This is a genomic window from uncultured Bifidobacterium sp. (assembly GCF_963540075.1).
Lineage (GTDB): Bacteria > Actinomycetota > Actinomycetes > Actinomycetales > Bifidobacteriaceae > Bifidobacterium.
In genome coordinates this window covers 1-20670 of record NZ_CAUTOG010000028.1, presented here as the reverse complement: position 1 = coordinate 20670, position 20670 = coordinate 1, and the positions used below count along the sequence as shown (strand labels likewise).

Sequence of the window (20670 nt, the reverse complement as noted above, 5' to 3'; positions counted from 1 at the left end):
GGGATGTTGTAATCTCTCTGTGAGAACGTATGCAGGGCTTCCTCGTACCCGCGAAGGTGGCGGGTACGCGTCGCGCCCGGAGGCATAGCGGTTCTTGCAGCACTATCCGTCAAAGGGAGTCAGATAATGACCGAAATCAGCGCACCGAAGTCGTCCGTCACCTCCGACGAGTTCACCGATGAGATTCGTGAGCAGCTCAGGTACACGCAGGGCGTGACGCCGGAGCAGGCGACGGCGGCCGACGTCTATGTCGCCACCGCCGCGGCCGTTCGCCGCCATCTCGTCGATTCCTGGATGACCACCCAGAAGGACATGGTCAACGGAGGCACCAGGGCGGTCGGCTATCTCAGCGCCGAGTTCCTCATGGGCAAGCAGCTGTCCAACGCGCTGCTCAACGCGGGCCTGACCGAGCAGTTCGACGGCGCCGTCAGAAGCCTCGGCTTCGAGCCCCAGCAGGTCGTCGACGCCGAATACGAGCCCGGTCTCGGCAACGGCGGCTTGGGCCGCCTCGCCGCCTGCTACATCGACTCCCTGGCGTCGCTCGGCGTTCCGGCCTTCGGATACGGCATCCAGTACCGCTATGGCATCTTCAAGCAGAAGTTCGACGCGCAGGGCCGTCAGGTGGAGACCTCCGACTACTGGCTTGCCAACGAGGAGCCCTGGGGTCATATCGACTACAACCGTGACCAGCGGGTGAGCTTCGGCGGCGAGGTCGTCGAGGAGGACGGTCGCCGCGCGTGGAAGCCGGCCTGGGCAGTGCGCGCGGTCCCCGTGGACTACATGGTCCCCGGATACACCTCCGGCCGCGTCAACACGCTGCGTCTGTGGACCGCGAAGAGCTATGACGAGTTCGATCTGCTCACCTTCAACAAGTCCGACTATCTTGACGCCGTCAAGCCGCAGGTCAAGGCCGAGGACATCTCGAAGATTCTTTACCCGGAGGACTCCACCCCGCAGGGCAAGGCGCTGCGCCTCGAGCAGCAGTACTTCTTCGTCGCGGCGTCCATTCACGACGCCATCCGCGTGTTCTACCCGGGCCAGAAGAATCCTGACCTGACCACGTTCCCGAACAAGATCGTCTTCCAGCTCAACGACACGCATCCCGTGATCGGCATCGCCGAGCTCATGCGCGTGCTCATCGACGAGTATGGATACGACTGGGAGACCGCCTGGGACATCACCCACCGGACCTTCAACTACACCTGCCACACCCTGCTTCCCGAGGCTCTCGAGGTCTGGCCCGCCAAGCTCATCGGCGAGCTGCTTCCGCGTCATCTGGAGATCATCCGCAGGATCAACGACCAGTTCGTGGCGGAGCTCGAGGGCAAGGGCGTCTCCGCCGAGCAAATCGAGCGAATGCGCATCTACACCGATGACGAGGAGCCCTCGGTGCGCATGGCCTACCTGGCCTCCTACGCCGGCTCCTACGTGAATGGCGTCGCCGAGCTGCACTCCGAACTGCTCAAGGACGTCACCCTCAAGGACTTCTCCGACGTGTACCCGCAGAAGTTCGCGAACGTGACCAACGGCGTCACCCCGCGGCGTTTCATTCGCCTCGCCAATCCGCGCATGTCCGCCCTCATCACCGAGGGCCTCGGCACGGACCGCTGGCTGTCCGATCTCGAGCTGCTCAAGGGCCTGGTCCCGCTGGCCGATGACGAGGAGTTCGTGAAGAGGTTCGCGGAGGTCAAGAAGGCCAACAAGCGCGCCTTCGTGCCCTTCGCGAAGAGCCACTACGGCGTCGACCTCGATCCTGACACCATGTTCAACAGCATGATCAAGCGCCTGCACGAGTACAAGCGCCAGAGCCTGAAGATCCTGTCGATCATCTCGACCTACGCGGACATCAAGAGCGGCAAGGTCGACGCGGATGACGTGCTTGCGCGCACCGTCTTCTTCGGCGCCAAGTCGGCGCCCGGGTACGCGATGGCGAAGCTCACCATCCGCCTCATCAACAACGTCGCTCGCGTCGTGAACAACGATCCGGACGTCAAGGGCAAGCTCGCCGTCCACATGCTGCCGAACTACAACATCGAGATGGCTGAGAACCTCATCCCCGCCACGGACCTCGACGAGCAGATCTCGCAGGCCGGCAAGGAGGCCTCCGGAACGGGCAACATGAAGTTCGCCCTCAACGGCGCTCTCACCGTCGGAACGCTGGACGGCGCGAACGTCGAGATTCGTGAGAGGGTCGGCGCGGAGAACTTCTTCCTCTTCGGCATGACCGTCGATGAGGTGGACAAGCTGTACGCCGAGGGCTACGACCATGGTGGCTCCCGGAAGTACTACGAGGCCGATCCGAGGCTCAGGCAGGCCGTGGACATGGTCGCCGACGGGACCTTCTCCGACGGTGACAAGGACGTCTACAAGGATCTGGTCAACGACTGGCTGACCCATGACTACTTCATGACGATGGCCGACTTCGGTGCGTACATGGACATTCAGTCGCAGATCGAGGACACCTATCGCCAGCCGCTGACGTGGGCCCGGATGGCGGTGCTCAACGTGGCCAACTCCGGCTACTTCAGCTCCGACCGCTCCATTCAGGACTACCTCGACCGCATCTGGCACACCGCGCCTCTCGCGGCCTGAGCCGGCTTCCGATTCGGGGATGACGCGGGATCCTTCCAGCATCGCCCCCGGATTCGAGCCGTGAATGGGGATGACCCTCATCAGGAGGAGGTCCGTGCGGACTACCGCGCGGACCTCCTCCTGTCTTCCCTGTGGTGCTGCGGTGGGACGTTCCAGGACCCGTGCGGAGGTCCGGTGTGCTCCCGCCGTCTCTCTCGTTCTTGCGTCCCGTGGGATGTCTCATCCGATGCGCGATCGCGCGGAGCCCCCTCAAGGCGTCCTTGCCTTGTCGGGGCCGCAGCCTGAAGCCCGTTGCCGATGGCCGCGGAAGGCCTGACGCACAAGGCGGACGGTACCGTGCCGGTACCGTCCGCCGGAACATCAGCCGATTGCTCTACCGGTCGGCGTCGGCCTTTGCGTCGTCGGAATCCGCGTCCGATTTGCCCTCGTCCTTCGACAGCCCCAGATCCACCGGGGAGGAGCTGTTCTCCCACGGCTCCTCCCACGGGTCGTAGTCAGGGTTGCGCTGCTTGTACACGTACAGCCCCACGACGCCGGCGAGGAGGGTGCCGAACAGCAGAGCGAAGAACTTCCAGCCATTAGAAGACTTGTTCTCCATGACGAATCCTTTCCAGACGGGCTCCACCGGTCTGTCCGCTCAGACCGGCACCCTTCCCATCGTAATTGCCCGAATGTGATGATTGAGTGCATGGATTCGTCCTTCCTCCTCCGCTGGCGGAAGGTGTGGACGGCTAGAGTGGAGGACATGCCAAGAACCGACCGTCGCAGCATTCACGCCGCCTGGGCCTCCGGGGATCCCGTGATCGTCTGGGCGATCATCCTTCTGTGCTCCCTGGTCTGGCTTGGGGAGACGCTGCTCAGATATCTCCTCCCCTCGCTCTATTCCACGCTGATGATGGAGGGGATGTTCATCCCCGCGTTGGCGGTGACAAGGCCATGGACATGGCTGACGGCCCTTTTTCTTCACGCCCCGACCGTTCTCCACGTCCTGTTCAACATGTTGACGCTCTGGATGGTGGGCCCGGTTCTCGAGAGGATGCTCGGGCACTGGCGGTTTCTGGGCGTATACCTCGTCTGCGGACTTGGAGGGGCCGTGGGCATGATCGTCTGGGCGCGGATTACCGGCGACTGGCTGGTGGCCGCCTATGGCGCATCCGGAGCGATTTTCGGCCTGTTCGGGGTTCTGCTCGTCGTCTACCGACGGATCGGGGAGGACATCCGTTCGCTGCTTGTCTGGATCGCCATCAACATCGCCATGCCCTTCGTCATCTCCGACGTCGCGTGGCAGGCCCACGTCGGGGGGCTCGTCACGGGCGTGCTTCTCTCGTGGCTGCTCGCCGGGGGGCTTCCGCTGCTGAAAACCCGATCCCTGGCGCTGCGTACGGGAGTCTTCGGAACGGCTGTGGTCCTGGTGCTTCTGGCCGGAGCCGTTGCGTGCCTGAGGTTCTAGACGGTGCCGATGGCGACGCGGGTCCCATGCCAGGGCAGGGGACGACGAACGCCAGATGAACGGCGGCCAAATACTCTGCGCGTAGTTTTCCACTGTTGTGGACAAGATGGTGGATAATCTGGGGAAGCGCTGCGAACAGCTGGGGATGACGCGGTCAATAAGATTCCAAAGAAGTCAAGAATCCTTGGATTTCCAAGGATTCTCTGTGGGATTACCACCCGACGCATAGGGGTCGGAGTTATCCACATTTTCTGTTCGTCGAGGACCGCCCAGACATGATCCCTCCTCAAAGGCCGATCGCCTGCGCAGATGATCGGCCTCTGAGAATGGGGTGCGTAAACCGCATGCGGCCGTATAAATTCCATTGCCGCAACCCCGCCATCGGGTGGAATCGAGGACGACGATGGGCCCGGACCGGCCATGGCCGGTCCGGGCCCATCGTCGTCGATAAGGGCTAACGCCACCACATGGTCATGATGAAGCCGACCATGATGATTCCGAAGGCGATGGCGAGGTTCCAGGCGCCGATGTTCGGGATGGGATAGCTGCTGTTGAGGTAGTAGACCACGGCCCAGATGAGGCCGATGATCATCAGTGCGCAGAACAGTGGAACGAACCAGGAGGGATTGGCGCGCGTCCCCTTGATGGTCTCCTCGACGCGTTTGGTGTTCTCGGCCTGACGCTGCATCATGCGCCGCATCTGGGGCGTGAGCTCGTTCTTGTCCACGGTCGCGTTGAGAACGGCCTGGACCTTGTCCATCGGGATGCCGGCATCGTCGTCGTCCTCATCCGCCGACTCCTCGGAGTCCTCCTCGTCGGCGGCGAAACTCACGTCCGTCTCATCCTCTTCCGTCGGGGTTTCGGCCTTGGTTTCCGTTGACGCCGGGAGGTCCGTGGCCTCCACGGCCGCGTCGTCCTCGGCGGTCGTGCCGGTGGGGTCTTCTTCGGACTGATTATCGTCAGCCATGGGCTTGGTCTCCGTTCGCTAGGCTATCAGTCATAATAGTGGTTGGGCTCGAAAGCGGCGAATGCGGTGAAGGACGGCACATGGCGGCGAAAAGGACCGGGCGGCATGGCGCCAGACGGTCGTGGATCGGCGGAATGGCGGTCTTCATGGTCGTGGCCATGACCGGTTTCCTCGTCGTCGCCAATATCCGGGTCAACAGCACGGCGACCGTGACGTCCGACACGGGAGAGATGGTCGCGCAGCGCGTCGAACGCGTTACCCAGCTTCGTAGGGAGGTCAACTCCCTGAGCTCCGAGATCAACACGCTGAATTCCTATACGGGAGCCGGATCGACATCCGAATCGGCCTCCGCGGAGGACGCAGGGTCGGGAACCATGCTTCCCGCGGTCAAAGGGCCGGGCGTGACGGTCACCCTGGATGATTCGCCTCTGTGGGAGAACATCGTGGGGGACTCCGGGTCGAGCGCGACGATCAACGACTATGTGGTGCATCAGCAGGATGTGGAGGCCGTCGTCAATGCCCTCTGGAAGGGGGGCGCGGAGGCCATGATGATCGAGGACCAGCGCGTGCTTTTCAATTCGGCGGTCATATGCAAGGGGAATGTCCTTATGCTCCAGGGCAAGCAGTACTCCCCGCCGTATACCATCTCGGCGATCGGACCGACGGGCGCCATGATCTCGGCCCTCGACACATCCGAGGCCGTCACCACCTACAAGGAGTACGTGGCCGCTCTGGGACTGGGATGGAGCGTGCAGACGAAGACATCGCTCAAGTTCCCCGAATCGGCGGTTCTGCTCCAGGCCCTCAAGTATGCGTCCGTGGAGGACGACCAGTCCTCGGAGCGAAAGTCCGGTGAATGATGAGGCATGCATCCGTATCCTCGCGCAGGTCGCCCAGCGATGGGAATCCATCCTGCCGGCGTCGGCAGGACCTGCTTTACACGATCATGGGGGTCATCGGAGAGCTGCTCCTGACCATGGCGGTCGTCTGCGCTCTGTACGTTGTATGGCAGCTGTGGTGGACCGGCGTGGAGTCCGGCCGTGCGCAGGAACAGACGCGTCAGTCCGCATCATGGTCCGCTCCCTCATCCTCCGCGGGCACGACCGTCGCCAAGGCGCAGAAGGGCGACCCTCCCGTGCAGCCGGCCTCGGCGACCACGGACGAGCTTATCGCCGAGGTCTACATCCCCCGGTTCGGAAGCTCATGGTCGCGCACCATCGTCCAGGGCACGGGGCTCGAACAGCTGGCTCGTCATGGGCTCGGGCATTATACGACCTCGCAGATGCCCGGGCAGGTGGGCAACTTCGCGATTGCCGGCCATCGCAGCGGATACGGGCAGCCTTTGGGGGACATCGACAAGCTGCGCAGCGGGGATTCGATCATCATCCGCACCAAGGACTACTGGTACGTGTACACCTACACATCCCATGAAATCGTCCTGCCCACCGAGGTGCGGGTCATCTCCTCGAATCCGCAGAATCCCGCTGCGAAGGCCACCAAGCGGCTTATCACGATGACCACATGCACGCCGAAGTACGTGTATGCCCACGCGCCCTATCGCTGGATCGCCTACGGAGAGCTGAAGTACTGGGCCAGGGTGTCCGACGGGATTCCCAAGGAGCTTGCATCCACTGACTCGTCGGGCAAGGTGAGTTTCGTGTCGTCGTCCGCCGGATCCTCGGTTCTGTATTCCATGCCGTCCCTGGATCGCCTGGTTGCCGTGGCGCTCGTCCTCTATGCCGTTCTGGCGGCGTCCGCCGCGGTTGCCTGGCGGTGGCCGGCGCTCCGCTCCGCTCGCGACGGGCGATCCCCTCGAGGGACGGGACCGTATGGATGGCTGCTGAGGATGCAGCCCGGCGTCCTTCCCATACGCATCCTCCTTGTCGCCCTGCTTGTGGTGGCCGGCGTCGCCGCCCTGTTCGAGTGGGCGTTCCCCTGGGCCGCGTCCTCGATTCCGTATCTGCAGAGCATGTCGAACTATGTGACGGTATAGGAACGAGGCCGTTCGTCCTCAGGCGCCGGCCTGCCCAAGCAGTCGCCGTGAGCCGGGCCATGGGTCGTGGGTCCGCGCCCGGCCTGCGGCGCGAGGCGGTTCCGGCTAGGATGGTTCGGTGAGTCCGGCCTCGCATCATAGGACGGCGGAAGGAGACGACTGTGACGCAGAGCGCCCGTATCCTCGTTATCGACAACTACGATTCGTTCGTCTACACCATCGTCGGATATCTCAGAACCCTGGGGGCAGGCGTCGACGTGGTGCGCAACGATGCCATCGATCCGGCGGATCCGCACGTCCTTGACGACTGTGACGGAGTCCTGATCTCCCCCGGTCCGGGGACCCCTTCGGAATCGGGATCGAGCGAGGACGTCATCCGCCTGTGCGGCAGGCTCCGCCTTCCTCTTCTGGGCATCTGTCTGGGGCTTCAGGCCATCGCCGAGGTCTATGGGGCCACCGTCGGACATGCCCCGACCATCATGCATGGCAAGACCAGCCTCGTCGAGCATGTCGATGACGAGATCTTCGCAGGGGTGGCCAACCCCATGAGGGCCACGCGTTACCATTCGCTCGCCGTGGATCCCGCTTCGGTTCCCGATGATCTTGTGGTGACGGCATGGACGAAGGACGACCGCACCATTCAGGCCATCCGCCATCGCGACCTGCCGCTGTACGCCGTGCAGTTCCATCCCGAGTCGGTGATGACCGAGGACGGATACCGTCTTCTGGCCAACTGGCTCGCCCTGTGCGGGCAGTCGGGAGCCGTCGAGAGGTCACTGGGCAGGCAGCCCAAGGTGATGGCCTGAACATCGTGCCCCTTCGGTCCGGAACGGGCACGATGTTCAGAAGGATGCGGAAAATCCGGGACGTCGACCGTGAACGCGCGTGGTCGACGTCCCCCTCGTTCATTGGTTGTTTATTGGTTGCCGGTCGACTGCGATGAGTCCGTCGCGCTCTGGAGAGTGAGGGTGACGGTGCCGCCTTTGTCGATCGTGCTGCCGGCGGCGGGGGACATGCTGGTGACGATGTCATTATCGGCAGGGGTCGCGGATCCGCTTGTCGTCACGGTGAGTCCGGCGTTCTCGAGAATCTGCTTGGCGTCGGCGTAGGTGGTGGTTCCCAGGGTGATGCCTGAGGGCACCGTCGTCGTCGCGCTCTGGAGAGTGAGGGTGACGGTGCCGCCTTTGTCGATCGTGCTGCCGGCGGCGGGGGACATGCTGGTGACGATGTCGCTGTTGGAGGATTTTGTGGATCCCGTCGTTGTCACGGTGAGTCCGGCGCTTTCAAGGAGGCTTTTCGCCTCGGCGTAGGTGGTGGTTCCCAGGGTGATGCCTGAGGGCACCGTCACCTGCTCCTTGCCCTGGGATACGTAGACGGTGATCGTGCTCCCCTGTTCCACGGATGTCCCCGATGTCGGGTCGGTGCGCGTCACGCTGCCCTTCGCCACGGAATCCGAGTACTCCTGCTCGACGTTGGTGCTGAAGCCGATGTCGTTCAGCGTGCTGAGAACCGAGGCCTTCGTCTCACCCACCAGATTCTCCGGCACGCTGGTCATGCCCGAGGAGACGTACAGCAGAATCGTCGAACCCTGCCGGGCATAGGACCCGGCATCCGGGTCGGTGCGGGTGACGTGGTCCTTCTCCACTGTCGCGCTGTCCTCCGTCTGGGTGCTTGAGCCGACCATGAATCCCGCGGCCTTCAGCGTCTGCCGCGCCTCGTCCTGCGTTTCACCGACCACCGAGGGCACCTTCACCGACTTCGGACCTGAGGAGAACCAGACGGTGACGGTCGACCCCTTCTTGACCGTGGAGCCGCCCTTGGGGTTCTGCCGCAGGAAGGTGCCCTTGGCCTCGGTGCTGCTGGACTCCAGCTTCACCTTCGCGGTCAGGCCCAGAGCCTTGAGCCTCGCCTTGGCGGCGTCCTGCGTGGTCGCCGTCGTGAAGGTGGGAACGGTCACGGTGTCGCTTTTCCCGCCGATGACGCCGGTGGCCGCGAGCACGCCGATGATCGCCGCGAGGATGAGGACGCCGGCGACGACGGATGCGATGATGATGCGTTTGCGCCGTTTGGTCCTTGTGGCCTGTTCTCGGGCCCCGACTCTGGAATGGTTCTCCTCGGATTCCGGCGTTGCCACGGAGGAGAACTCGTCGCCGAAGGGGCTGAAGGCCTGCGTCGCGGTCGTTTCGCCGCTTGTCATGGCCTCGGTGGCGGCCGTGTTCTGTTCCGCCTCACGACGCTCCTTGAGGGATGCGAGATCCGTCAGGGGGTTGAAGGCGGCCGCCGTGGGGACACCGCCGTTCATGAAGGTATAGATGTCGTTTCGGAACTCCGTGGCCGTGGCGTAGCGGTTCTGCCGGTCCTTGGCCATGGCCTTCGCGCAGATCTGATCCCACATGCGCGGCAGCCCCGGCACGGTGGAGCTTGGCGGCGTGGCGACCTCGGAGACATGCTGATAGGCGATGGCGACCGCCGAATCACCGGTGAAGGGAGGCCTGCCGGTGAGCATCTCGTACAGCACGCAGCCCGCGGAATACAGATCCGAGCGCATATCCACGGTTTCGCCCCGCGCCTGCTCGGGGGACAGGTACTGCGCCGTGCCGACGACGCCCTGCGATTGCGTCATGGTCGCGGCGGAGTCGTCGAGCGCCCGCGCGATGCCGAAGTCCATGACCTTGACGATGCCCTGGTCGGAGATCATGATGTTCCCCGGCTTGATGTCACGATGGATGATGCCCATCCGGTGGGAGTACTCGAGGGCGTTGAGCACGCCGATCATCACCTGGGCGGCGTCCCGCTGGCTCAGAGCCCCGTTCGCATGGATGATGTCGCGCAGGGTCTGTCCCTTCACGTACTCCATCACCAGATAGGGCAGGCGCTCGCCGTGGCCGTTCTCGTCGACCACGTTCTCCTCGCCGGAGTCGTAGATGTTGACGATGTTGGGGTTGTTCATCTGCGCGACCGAATGGGCCTCACGGCGGAACCTGGAGAGGAAGATCTCGTCGTTGGCCAGGTCGGACCGCATGATCTTCACGGCCACCGTGCGCCCCAGACGGGTGTCGGTGGCCTGCCTGACCTCCGCCATGCCGCCTCTGCCGATCAGTTCACCGAGCTGGTAGCGCCCATTGGACAATGACGAAGGCATGATGGTGCTCATTGCTGTTCCTTCCCGTCGGTCTGGTTGCGGAGGATGCGTCCGAGACGACGATGCTCCGCGTGGACGACCGACGACGAGGACGACGACTGGTCGCCGTCCTGTGTCGCGGAGGTCAGAGGATGGCTGAGGAGCTCGCCTTCGTGGGGCGAACTGCTGACGCGACGGGGTGGTCTGCGGCCGGAATCCACCGTCGTGGTCTGCTCGGTGAGCCGGGTCTGCTCGTCGAGCAGACGACGCTCGATCCGTGCAAGCGTTCGTGAAACCACCAGCGCATCCCTCGGACGGTCCCGTGGATCCTTGGCGAGCATGGACATGATGAAGAGGTTCAGCTCAAGATCGACGCCGTCCGGCAGGGGCGGCACCGGATCATTGACCTGTGCCGCGGCGATGTCGACCGGGGTGGTCCCGGTGAACGGTCTGTGTCCGCACAGCCCCTCGTAGGCCACGACCCCCAGCGAGTAGATGTCGGACTGGGGGGTCGCGTGCCTGCCCTGCGCCTGTTCGGGCGAGATGTACTGCGCCGTTCCGACCACCATGCCGTCCTGCGTGATCTGCTCCTGGTTGGTGGAGTAGGAGACGCCGAAATCCGTGATCTTGACCTCGCCGTCGTCCGCCACCATGATGTTCGCGGGTTTGACATCCCGGTGGATGACTCCGTGCGAATGCGCGACGAAAAGTCCACGGGCGGTCTGGATGAGGATGGGAAGAAGAACGGTGGGGTCCATCCCCCCCTGCTCGCGGTAGATGTCCGCAAGGGATTTGCTGGGCACGTACTCCATGATGAGGAATCCGATGCCGTTGTGTTCGTAGTACTCGAAGAGCGCCGCGATGTTCGGATGGGCGAGATTGGCCGAGTTATGGGCTTCGGCGCGAAGACGGCGGAGCTTGGCCTCCACGTCGCCGGCATCGCCGCGAAGGGCCTTGATCGCCACGGGGCGTGCGAGCTGGATGTCATATCCCTTCCAGACCTCGCCCATCCCTCCCTGCGCCAGACGATGATCCAGGCGGTAGCGGCGATGGATGAGCTGACCCTCCATAAGCCTCATTCCTTCATCGCCTCCTCAAGCATCTGCTTCATGATCGGAGTGGTCACCTTGTAGGACAGCTCGTTGGCGTCATGAACGACGAGGGCGATGGCGATTTTGGCGTCATTCGCGGGGGCGAAGGCCATCATCCAGGCGTCGGTGGATTCGCCGTCGGTTCCGGTCTGCGAGGTTCCCGTCTTCGCCGCCACCTTCACCCCGTCGATGGACAGTCCCGTGAGCTCCTTGGAGACGACGGCCTCCATCATCGTCGTGAGCTTGTCCGCGGTCTTCGAGCTGAAGGCCTGCGACTTCAGCGTCGCCGTGGTCTGGGAAAGCACCGACAGGTCGCTGGATCTGACGCAGTCCACCAACGTGGGCTCCATGAGCTTGCCGCCGTTGGCGATTGCGGCCGCGACCATCGCGTTCTGGAGCGGGGTCTCCAGGGTGTCTCCCTGGCCGATCGAGGCGAGGGCCACTTTGTCGGAGGAGACCCCCGTGGGGAACGATGAGGCGACGGCCTTCATCGGCAGACCCGTGGAGGCCGATCCGTCAAGGGTGATCGAGGTCCCGAATCCGAGCTTCTTGGCCTGTTCGGCAATGACGTCGTCCCCAAGCGCCGTTCCGAGCTGGGCGAAGGCGGTGTTGGAGGAGTACGCCAGAGCGTCCTCGAAGGTGATTTTCCCATTGGTCCCGTTCGCCGCCGTGCCGACGTTGGTCAGCTCGGTCATGGTTCCCGGAAGGGTGTAGCTGGCGCCGGCGGGGATCTCCGTGTCGACGTCGTACTTGCCTGATTCGAGGGCCGCGGCCGCGACGACCGTTTTGAACGTCGATCCCGGAGGATAGAGCTCCGACGTCGCCCTGTTGAGCATGGGATTGGAGGAATCCGACGTGAGCTTCGCATAGGCTTTGTTCACGGCCGTGGCGTCATGGGACGCCAGCGTGTTCGGATCGTAGCTTGGCGTGCTCACCATCGCCAGAATGCGTCCCGTGCTCGGTTCGATGGCCACGAGGGAGGCGTCCTTCCCCTTGAGCAGCGAATACGCGAGCGTCTGGAGCTTCGTGTCGATGGATGTCTCGATCGAGGCGCCCGTGTTCTCGGTTCCTGAGAAGAGGGACTTGAAACGCTGCCAGATGAGGGTGTCGGATCGTCCGCTGAGCAGGGTGCCTCGGGATGCCTCGATGCCGCGGTCGGCGTTCTGACTGATCGAGAAGTATCCGGTGACCGGCGCGTACACCGGGCCATTGCTGTAGGACCTCTGGTATTTGAAGGCGTCGTTCACCGCGGTCGATTCGGCGAGCACCGTGCCGTCCGCGGCGAGGATGGCACCTCGTGGGGCATCGAACTCGTGGTAGAGGGTTCGTCCGTTGCGGGGGTCGGCGTTGAGGGCGTCGGCCTTGATAGCCATGATCACGCTGCTCGACATCCCCAGAATGACGAACAGGACCACCACTGCAGTGAACAACTGACGCAGAGAGTTGTTCATCGGGCCCCACCTCCTTCGACGGCGCGCGCGGGACGCGAGGGCTTGTGGGTGGGTTGCGGTGCCTCGCGGCTTTTCAGAGCGGTTATGGCCTCCATGCGGAAGGTGTCCGAGGAGACGTCGGCGGGGGGTCTGTTGGCGGCGTTCGAAATGACGATGAGGAGGGCGGCGAGGACGTAGTTCGCGATGAGGGACGACCCGCCGGCCGCCATATAGGGCAGGGTGAGACCCGTGAGAGGTATCACGAGAGTGATGCCTCCCACGACGGTGAACACCTGGAAGGCCATGGTGAACATCAGGCCGGCGGCCAGAAGCTTGCCGAACCCGTCGCGAATCTTCATCGCGGTGATCAGTCCCGAGGAGACGATGATGAGGTAGAGGACGAGAATCGCCATCAGGCCGACGAGCCCCAGTTCCTCGCCAAGCGACGAGTAGATGAAATCGGAGTTCGCCAGAGGCGTGAGGGCGGGATGCCCCTGGCCGAGTCCCGTTCCCATAAGCCCGCCGGAGGCCATGCCGAACAGCCCGGTCACGATCTGCCCCGATCCTCCCACGCTTCTGTTGTATACCGCTGAATCGAAGGGGTGCAGCCATGCGTCGACGCGATATCCCACATGGGCGAAGAGGCGCACCGCCACCGCGCTTCCGGCCAGGAAGGCGAGAGAGCCGATGACCAGCCAGCTTTTGCGTCCGGTGGCGACGTAGAGCATCGAAACGAACATGGCGAAGAACATCAGGGAGGTTCCGAGATCATGCTGGATGACCAGCACTCCCATGGAGGCCATCCAGACGATGACGATCGGCCCGAGATCGCGGATTCGCGGAAGCTGGAGACCGAGGACCTTCCGCCCGCCGACCGCAAGCCTGTCACGGCGTTCGAAGAGGTAGGCCGCGAAGAAGAAGGCAAGGAAGAGCTTGGCGAACTCCCCCGGCTGCATGGTGTGGCTTCCGACGCCGATCCAGATGCGCGAGCCGCCGATCTCCTTGCCGAGGCCGGGGATCATCGGTGACAGCAGAAGGGCGAGACCGACGACCATGCTCACGTAGGAGAACCGTCTCAGGATACGATAGTCCTGGAGGAGCACGACGATCAGCCCGGTGAGGACCAACGCGATGCACGTCCAGATGAGCTGCCGGAAGGCGACCTCCGTATCGTTCTCCTGATCGATTCGTGAGGTCATCATCGTTCCGATGGCCGTGAGCAGCAGCACGCAGGGAAGTATGGATTGACTGGCGTAGGGCTGGAATTTCAGCAGCAGGCCCCACAGGACGAGGAACAGGGCGGCCACAACCGCGAGCATGCCGGCGTAGCGGGCGGGGAATCCCCCTGTGGTGCGCCAGAACATCTGGAGGAAGGCCATGAAGCCAAGAACCATGGCGAACAGGAGAAGGGATATCTGCCGGAGGCGCGTGGGGGCCATCATGCGCCTCCCTTCGCGGTCGCCGATGAGGATGATGAGGTCGCTGACGACGATGGAGATGCCGAGCCCGTGGCCGCGCCTGACTTATGGCTGGAGGATTCGGAGCTCAGCGTCGTCGCCTCCTGCCGGATGAGCTGGACATGCTGTCTGGCGTCGGAGAGCGTGTCCATGGTGATGCCCTGGGACAGTTGATCCCTCCAGGACCGGGGCAGTGAGGATATCCGGATGGTGGTGTGTTCTATCGCATGCGACATGCTCACGCCGAAGAGATTGGTGGGGACGCCCTGGTAGATGGTCACGACCCCGTCTGACTCACCGAGATAGTAGGATGACTGGCTCCAGTGCCAGATGCCCGCGAAGGCGACCGTCAGACCGGCGAGAACGACGACGATGACGGCGACGAGGGTCGCTCTCCTCCGTCGGCGTCGGGATCTCTGCTCCTGGCTTTTACGCGCCTCGTTGTCGCGCATCACCCTGACGACTTCGGGGTCGTTGGGATCGGCTGTCAGCTGGCCATCGCGTTTCTGGACCACGGGTATCTCGCTGGTGTCCAGATCCGCTTTCTCCCCCGTCTGCTCGCGGACCGTCGACGGCTGCGCGAGATGAGGGTGGGAGATGCCATCCGCAGTCGTCTGAGCCAGTGCCGCCGCCTTCTGAGCGGGGGATCCGCGCCCCACGTTCAGGGCGGGGGCGGTGGCCACGGGCTGGTTGACGATGTCGGCGATGGGTTCGAGACTGACGCTGGCGGCGCCTCCGATGAGCGGCGTCTGGTGGGGGGCGACGAAGGAGGAGGCGTCAAGCGCCAGCGTCGCATCGCCGACGACGGCCGTGACGTTATCCGTGCTTCCCGCTTTGAGAGCAAGGGAGACAAGGGTCTGCGCGCACTGCTCGAGGTCGGATGTCGAGGCCAGGATCTCCTCGATGGTGGAGTCCTCGAGAACCCCGCACAGACCATCGGAGCACAGCAGCCAGCGGTCGGCCGGACGGGCACGGCGTATCGAGACGTCCGGGTGGGGGTCGATGTCGAAGTCGCCGATCACCCTCATGACCACGTTGCGCTGCGGATGGTTGCGGGCTTCGGAGGGGGTGATGCGTCCGGTGTCGATAAGGTGCTGGACGTAGCTATGGTCCGTGGTCATGCGGGACAGGCGTCCGTCTCGGAGGAGATACGCCCGCGAGTCGCCGATATGGGTGATGATCCAGAAGCCGGCGACGAGAACCACGGCGGTGACGGTGGTGCCCATGCCGGCAAGGCTTCTGTCCCGCTTCGCCCTGCCGACGATGGCGTCATGCGCGGCCATCACCGAGGTCTCCATCATGGAGGAGACGGTGGCGACGTCGCCGCCGAGGTCGTCGTGCTCGATATGGGCGAGAGAGCGGATGGCAATCGTGGATGCGGTGTCCCCCCCCGCATGCCCGCCCATGCCGTCGCAGATGGCGATGAGATGCTCGCCGGCGAAGGAGGAGTCCTGATTGTTGCTGCGGACGGTCCCCACGTCGGAGACCGTCGTCGAATAGAGGAAGAGCTGCTGCGAGGCTGCGGAGTTCGGCATGTCCCTCACCTCAGCTCGAACGTCGTGGCGCCGATGCGGACGGGGACGCGGGGTGACAGGATGGTGGGGGCGGAGATGCGACGCTGATCCACGATCGTGCCGTTCGTGCTTCCGAGATCCTCGATGGCCCATCCGCCCGAGACGGGGTCGCGGTAGATGCGGGCGTGATGCGAGGAGGCGAACTCGTCGTCGAGGACGACGGTGTTGGTGGACGACCTTCCCACGGTGATGGGCGTTCCCGTCAGCGGCACCGAGGTGCCGGCCGCCGGGCCGTCGATGATGACGAGCAGCGACGGCCCGGCCGCCTCCGCTGACGGGATGGTCGTCGTGGGCGGCGAGACCGCGGCGGCTGGCGCGGCCGACGCGCGACGGCGGGCGCGCCGCTCCTTGCGCCGATGGGACAGGGACCTGCGGGGGCTGAGGGAATTGATGTCACGATGCAGGGAGCGCACGGCGAAGGCGACGAATATCCATAGCAGAGCCAGGAACCCGTATTTGAGAATCGCGAATGTCAGCTCGGTGATCATGTCGGTTCCGCCCCGCCGGGCGCCTTACTCCTGCTCCTGAGATGCCCAGTAGAGGATGCGGGTCCGCCCTATCGTGATGGTGTTGCCGTCGAGAAGCGTGGCGGCGGGGACCTTGTGCCCCTCGACGTAGGTGCCGTTCGTCGATCCCAGGTCGCGCGCGATGACGCCGTTGGGCGTGATGTCTATTTCCAGGTGGCGGCGGGAGACGCCCTGGTCGTCGATGATGATGTCGCAGTCGGAGCCGCGCCCCAGCACGGTTCTTTCGCTGGTCAGGCCGTATTTCTTGCCGTTGATCTCGATGACGGGGATGTCCTGCGCCTGGTCGTCCGTGGTGACCGGGGCCGCGGTGCCCTGCACGGATTCCGAGATAAGGGTGAAGTTCCCCCTGCTCAGCCCGAGGTCCTCCTCGAAGATGACGACGACAGGACCGACGAAGGCGTAATGCTGGCTTTTCGCGTAGTTGGTGAGATTGTCGGCGAGTTCGTCGGCGAGCGCCTCGCTGCCCCATTGCTCGATGCGGTCGAAGTCCGACGTGCTGAGCTTGAACCGGTATTCGTTGGGCGCCACGGTGCGGTCGCGTCCCAGGGGCATGGCCTTGGAGTCGATCTCGTGTTCGAGTGCGCTGGAGAGGTCGACCGGTTGAAGGTCCTTGGAGCCGAACTTTGCAAACATGCCATTGACCGCGCCTTCGACGCTTTTCTCGAAACGGTCAAGAACGCTCATGGCGACCCCTTTCTAATCCTCACCATATCCTACGCGGCACGCCGATAAGGACGGACGGAAGGTCGCCATGCTTGCAATTTCTCCATTGTGGGCGGGGTCGGGGAACCGGTGCGTTCCGCTGTGGCGTCCACCGGCGTCCCGGCGCGGAGGAATCCGTGTGACCGCGACCGCATCACGAGATCCAAGGGTAGCGTGGATGGCATGGACTATAGGGAATCGATGGAGGAGTATCCCGAGCGGAAGGCGCGGACGCTGCGCTTCACCTGCGGCGCCCCGCGATCCGCGCGGGTGGTGGGTGACGGGTCGCGTGCGCTGTTCCTTCGCTCGGACGGATCCGAGGACCTCGTCACCGCGCTATGGATGAGCGTCATCACCGGGAGGGGGAGCCACCGCGAGGTGCTTCTCGCGGACCCGCGCATGCTGCTGCGCGACCCTGACGGGGAAAGGGTGTCGCCACAGGAGCGCGCGCGTCGCGAACGGGCGCGGGAGGGGGGTCGCGGCATCGTCTCCTACGATGTGGACGCCTCCGGGAATCGGGTCGTCTTCGTCCTCGACGGGCATCCCTTCCTCGTCTGCATCGGTGCCGACGCGGCGGTGGCGGTCAGGGACCTGTCGCAGGGTCCTGAGGACCCGCGGGATGCGATTCCCCGACCGTCCCTGCCGTCCCCGGTGGCGGCTCTGCGCATCTCGCCCGATGGGCGGCATGCCCTCTATGCCACGGGTCGCGAGCTCGTCGCCGTCGACGTCGATGAGGATGGCTCGGTTCTCGGCTGGTCGGTCGTCATGTCCCTTCCCGAGGACGCTCCGGCCACGCTGGTCCTCGGGCTTCCCGAATTCGTCGCCGGCGAGGAGATGGACCGCTATGACGGGTTCTGGTGGTCGCCGGACTCGCGTCATGTCCTCGTGGAGACGTTCGATTCCTCGGCGGAACCGGTATGGCATCTTTCCGATCCGGCGAATCCGGAGTTCCCCGCAGTCCCGCGTCGCTACCCCCGCGCACTGACGAGTAACGCGCGGGTGCGTCTGTCCCTGCTCGACCTCGCCCCGGATTCGTCGGGTCGCTGCCATCCGGGTGAGCCCAGTGATGTGGCGTGGGACCATGAGGGCTTCGAGTATCTCGCGGCCGTGTCCTGGACGCGCGGCCGGAATGCGGTCCTGCTCGTGCAGAATCGTCTCCAGAGCCATGACCAGGTGCTCGCGGTCCGTCCCGACGGTTCGACGACGGTTCTCGAAGGCCATTCGAATCCGCAGTGGCTCGACCTGGTCGAGGGAACCCCTGTGACGACCCCCGACGGCAGACTTGTCTGCGCATTCAATGACATGGATGCGGACACCAACAGGCTTACGGTCGACGGCCGGCCGTTCACGCCGGTGGGCTGGCAGGTCAGGCGGGTGCTGGACGTGGGGGAGGAGGACGTCCTTGCGGTCGTGCAGCGGACGCCGGATCTCGCCTCCGACGTGCCCGCCGCCTGGCGGGATCACGCCGATGAACATGACGCCCGCAGCTTCGACGTGGTTCGCATCGACTATGCGGGGAACGTGTTTCCCGTCACCGTGCACCCCGGCGTCTGGACCGCGTCCCGCCGTGGCCGAGGCATGGTCGTGTCCGGAAGGGATATGGCTTCGGCGCGGTCGACGACGGTCCATCTTCTTGACGTGGATGGCCCGGATCCCACCGTGACGACGGGGGTGCATGCCGCCCTGGGGAACCTTGCCGACATCCCCGGATTCATGCCGACGACGACATTCGTGCGTCTGGGCGAGCACGGGCTCATCGCGGCGATCACCCGACCCGGGCCGGGCAGCCGCTTCGCCGGGGCGTCCCGGCTCCCGGTTCTCATGAGGCCGTACGGCGGGCCCGGCTTCCAGCAGGCCGTGTTCAGCCAGGCGTATCACTGGGACTCCCAGTGGTGGGCCGATCAGGGCTTTCTCGTCGTCACCGCCGACGGTCGTGGAACCACCGGGCGGGGGCCTCGGTGGGACCGCGAGATCGCCGGACGCATGAAGCAGATCACTCTGGCCGACCAGGTCGAGGCGGTGAAGGCGCTTCCGGACGTGGCTCCCGAGGCCGATCCCGATCGAGTCGCCATCATCGGCTGGTCCTATGGCGGATATCTGTCGGCGCTCGCGGTGCTGGACGAACCCGACGTCTTCCATGCCGCCTGCGCGGGAGCCCCCCCGGTCGACTGGACCCTCTACGACACCCATTACACGGAGCGCTATCTGGGCCTCGACCCGGAGACCTATCGTCGCAACGGCCTGCTCGATGATGCACCGGGCCTCCGCCGTCCGCTGATGATCATCCATGGCTTCGCGGACGACAACGTGACCATCGCCCATTCGCTCAGGCTGTCGCAGGCGCTGATGACCGCCGGTCGACCGCATGTCTTCCTGCCGCTCACCGGCATCACCCATATGACCAACGATCCGGCAGTCGCCCGAAGCCTGCTCGTGCTCCAGCGCGACTTCCTCTACGAGGCGCTGGGGATGGATGCGGCGCCGGGGGCGGCGTGCGGGCCGGCGGAGCCCGGCGTGGCTGTACGGTGAGCGTATGGCCTCGAGCATTCCCCTGATCGATGAGCACGAATACGCCGCCTTCATGGACGGCACCGTCCTTTCCGCGCTGGAGCACTGTCGGCAGGAGGGGTGGATGCCCGCCGCCGGGGACAGAGGGCTCGGCATTCCCCCAGCCACCGGGCGTCTGCACTACGTGTGCTTCGACGCGGCGCGCTTCGATGATCTCGATATGGCCGGAGCCTCGGCGAGGTTCCGTGGGGCGATCGTCATCTCGCACGGCTTCACGGAGTTCGTCGAGAAGTACGCGGAGCTGATCTGGTACCTCCTGCTGGATGGCTATTCGGTCTGCATGCTCGAGCATCGCGGCCATGGCCATTCCGCCCGGGACGTGGACGACCCCTCACTCGTGTGGATCGACGACTGGCGCCGCTACGTGGCCGATCTCGTGCGATTCAGCCAGGACGTCGGCCAGCGGTATGCCGACAGCCGGCCTCTGAACCTCTTCTGCCATTCGATGGGCGGGGGCATCGGTGCCGCCGTCATCGAAAGATATCCCACGCTGTTCGACAAGGCCGTTCTCTCCAGCCCCATGATCGTGCCGGCTGCGGGGATGCCCACCTGGCTGGCGCGAACGGCGGTGACGGCCGCCGACGCCCTGGGGTTCGGAAGGGCGAGGATCGCCGGACGGGAACCGTTCTCGCCGGTGTTCGACATGGAGGGCAACGAGGGGGCGAGTGAGGCCCGCCTGCGCTGGTACCATGCCCGGCGCTGCACCGACGTGCATTTCCAGACCTATGCGCCCACCTACGGATGGATGCGGCAGATGCTCGCCATGTCGCGGGCCGTGCTCCGGCAGAAGGCCTGCGATGGCATCGAGACCCCCACGCTTCTTCTGCAGGCGGGGCGTGACGTATGGGTGCGCAACGACGCCGAGAGCCGCTTCGTCCGCCAGGTGCGTCTTGGCGGTGGCGACATCAGGCTGGAGCGCTTCGCCGACAGCGTCCACATGATTTTCTCCATGCCGAATTCGGTGATGCGGACCTACCTCGATGATGTTCTGGCCTTCCTGGACACGCCTTCCGTGCAGATCATCGGCAGCGACGAATGGAATGAGGTCTCGCGCGGATAGCATTTGCGCGGGACCTCATTCGTCTTCCCCGTCGTTTCCGACCCGGCGTGGGTCGGAAACCACCGCGGCCGCCAGATAACCCGCTTCACCCCACTTACCACACCATGCCGGCGCTGGTACCCACCAGAGCGACCATGG

At 64.5% G+C, this 20670-nt stretch carries 16 protein-coding genes; 7 read left to right on the top strand and 9 right to left on the bottom strand.

Annotated elements, in window-relative coordinates; translation table 11 throughout:
• Positions 1-126 precede the first annotated feature (126 nt).
• Positions 127-2592: a glycogen/starch/alpha-glucan phosphorylase gene (locus RWX87_RS04760; RefSeq protein WP_314688081.1), complete on the top strand. Its 2466-nt coding sequence runs from the start codon at positions 127-129 to the stop codon at positions 2590-2592.
• Between the two features lie 373 nt (positions 2593-2965).
• Here the strand turns inward: RWX87_RS04760 and RWX87_RS04755 are convergent, their stop codons facing one another.
• The gene (locus RWX87_RS04755) at positions 2966-3190 is read right to left on the bottom strand and encodes a hypothetical protein (RefSeq protein WP_314688080.1); all 225 of its coding nucleotides are present in this window, start codon (positions 3188-3190) and stop codon (positions 2966-2968) included.
• Positions 3191-3337: 147 nt separating this feature from the next.
• Between RWX87_RS04755 and RWX87_RS04750 the strand changes: the two genes are divergently transcribed.
• Complete coding sequence (locus RWX87_RS04750) at positions 3338-4042, top strand: rhomboid family intramembrane serine protease (protein ID WP_314688078.1); 705 nt, start codon at positions 3338-3340, stop codon at positions 4040-4042.
• A 454-nt stretch (positions 4043-4496) separates the two neighbouring features.
• Here the strand turns inward: RWX87_RS04750 and crgA are convergent, their stop codons facing one another.
• Positions 4497-5009: a cell division protein CrgA gene (gene crgA, locus RWX87_RS04745; protein WP_314688076.1), complete on the bottom strand. Its 513-nt coding sequence runs from the start codon at positions 5007-5009 to the stop codon at positions 4497-4499.
• Positions 5010-5089: 80 nt separating this feature from the next.
• On the opposite strand from crgA, the gene RWX87_RS04740 reads away from it, so the two are divergent.
• The 3 genes from RWX87_RS04740 (at position 5090) to RWX87_RS04730 (ending at position 7808) form a co-directional block, all read left to right on the top strand.
• A complete protein-coding gene (locus RWX87_RS04740) occupies positions 5090-5869 on the top strand; it encodes a DUF881 domain-containing protein (protein WP_314688074.1) in 780 nt (259 codons plus the stop codon).
• On the top strand, positions 5869-7002 hold the full coding sequence (locus tag RWX87_RS04735; protein ID WP_399552305.1) for a class E sortase: 1134 nt from the start codon (positions 5869-5871) through the stop codon (positions 7000-7002). Before RWX87_RS04740 ends, RWX87_RS04735 begins: the two co-directional genes overlap by 1 nt.
• Before the next feature lie 161 nt (positions 7003-7163).
• On the top strand, positions 7164-7808 hold the full coding sequence (locus tag RWX87_RS04730) for an aminodeoxychorismate/anthranilate synthase component II (protein WP_314688071.1): 645 nt from the start codon (positions 7164-7166) through the stop codon (positions 7806-7808).
• Between the two features lie 110 nt (positions 7809-7918).
• On the opposite strand, the gene pknB is transcribed toward RWX87_RS04730, so the two are convergent.
• Genes pknB through RWX87_RS04695 form a run of 7 tightly spaced genes read right to left on the bottom strand, consistent with a single transcriptional unit; the run spans position 7919 to position 16886 of the window.
• On the bottom strand, positions 7919-10156 hold the full coding sequence (pknB, locus tag RWX87_RS04725; protein ID WP_314688069.1) for a Stk1 family PASTA domain-containing Ser/Thr kinase: 2238 nt from the start codon (positions 10154-10156) through the stop codon (positions 7919-7921).
• A complete protein-coding gene (locus RWX87_RS04720) occupies positions 10153-11202 on the bottom strand; it encodes a serine/threonine-protein kinase (RefSeq protein ID WP_314688065.1) in 1050 nt (349 codons plus the stop codon). Before RWX87_RS04720 ends, pknB begins: the two co-directional genes overlap by 4 nt.
• Positions 11199-12665 carry a penicillin-binding protein 2 gene (locus RWX87_RS04715; RefSeq protein WP_314688064.1) on the bottom strand — a complete coding sequence of 489 codons (1467 nt, stop codon included), beginning with the start codon at positions 12663-12665 and terminating at the stop codon, positions 11199-11201. Before RWX87_RS04715 ends, RWX87_RS04720 begins: the two co-directional genes overlap by 4 nt.
• Positions 12662-14083, bottom strand: coding sequence for an FtsW/RodA/SpoVE family cell cycle protein (locus RWX87_RS04710; protein WP_314688084.1), 1422 nt, complete (start codon positions 14081-14083; stop codon positions 12662-12664). Before RWX87_RS04710 ends, RWX87_RS04715 begins: the two co-directional genes overlap by 4 nt.
• A complete protein-coding gene (locus RWX87_RS04705; protein WP_314688061.1) occupies positions 14083-15636 on the bottom strand; it encodes a PP2C family serine/threonine-protein phosphatase in 1554 nt (517 codons plus the stop codon). Before RWX87_RS04705 ends, RWX87_RS04710 begins: the two co-directional genes overlap by 1 nt.
• Positions 15637-15641: 5 nt before the next feature.
• Complete coding sequence (locus RWX87_RS04700; protein WP_314688058.1) at positions 15642-16163, bottom strand: FHA domain-containing protein; 522 nt, start codon at positions 16161-16163, stop codon at positions 15642-15644.
• A gap of 24 nt (positions 16164-16187) precedes the next feature.
• The gene (locus tag RWX87_RS04695) at positions 16188-16886 is read right to left on the bottom strand and encodes a DUF3662 and FHA domain-containing protein (RefSeq protein WP_314688055.1); all 699 of its coding nucleotides are present in this window, start codon (positions 16884-16886) and stop codon (positions 16188-16190) included.
• A gap of 201 nt (positions 16887-17087) precedes the next feature.
• Between RWX87_RS04695 and RWX87_RS04690 the strand changes: the two genes are divergently transcribed.
• Together RWX87_RS04690 and RWX87_RS04685 are read left to right on the top strand one after the other, a co-directional pair.
• Positions 17088-19433: a prolyl oligopeptidase family serine peptidase gene (locus tag RWX87_RS04690; protein ID WP_314688051.1), complete on the top strand. Its 2346-nt coding sequence runs from the start codon at positions 17088-17090 to the stop codon at positions 19431-19433.
• Between the two features lie 4 nt (positions 19434-19437).
• Positions 19438-20532 (top strand): alpha/beta fold hydrolase, encoded by a 1095-nt coding sequence (locus RWX87_RS04685; protein WP_314688049.1) that lies wholly within the window; start codon positions 19438-19440, stop codon positions 20530-20532.
• The last annotated feature ends 138 nt before the right edge of the window (positions 20533-20670 follow it).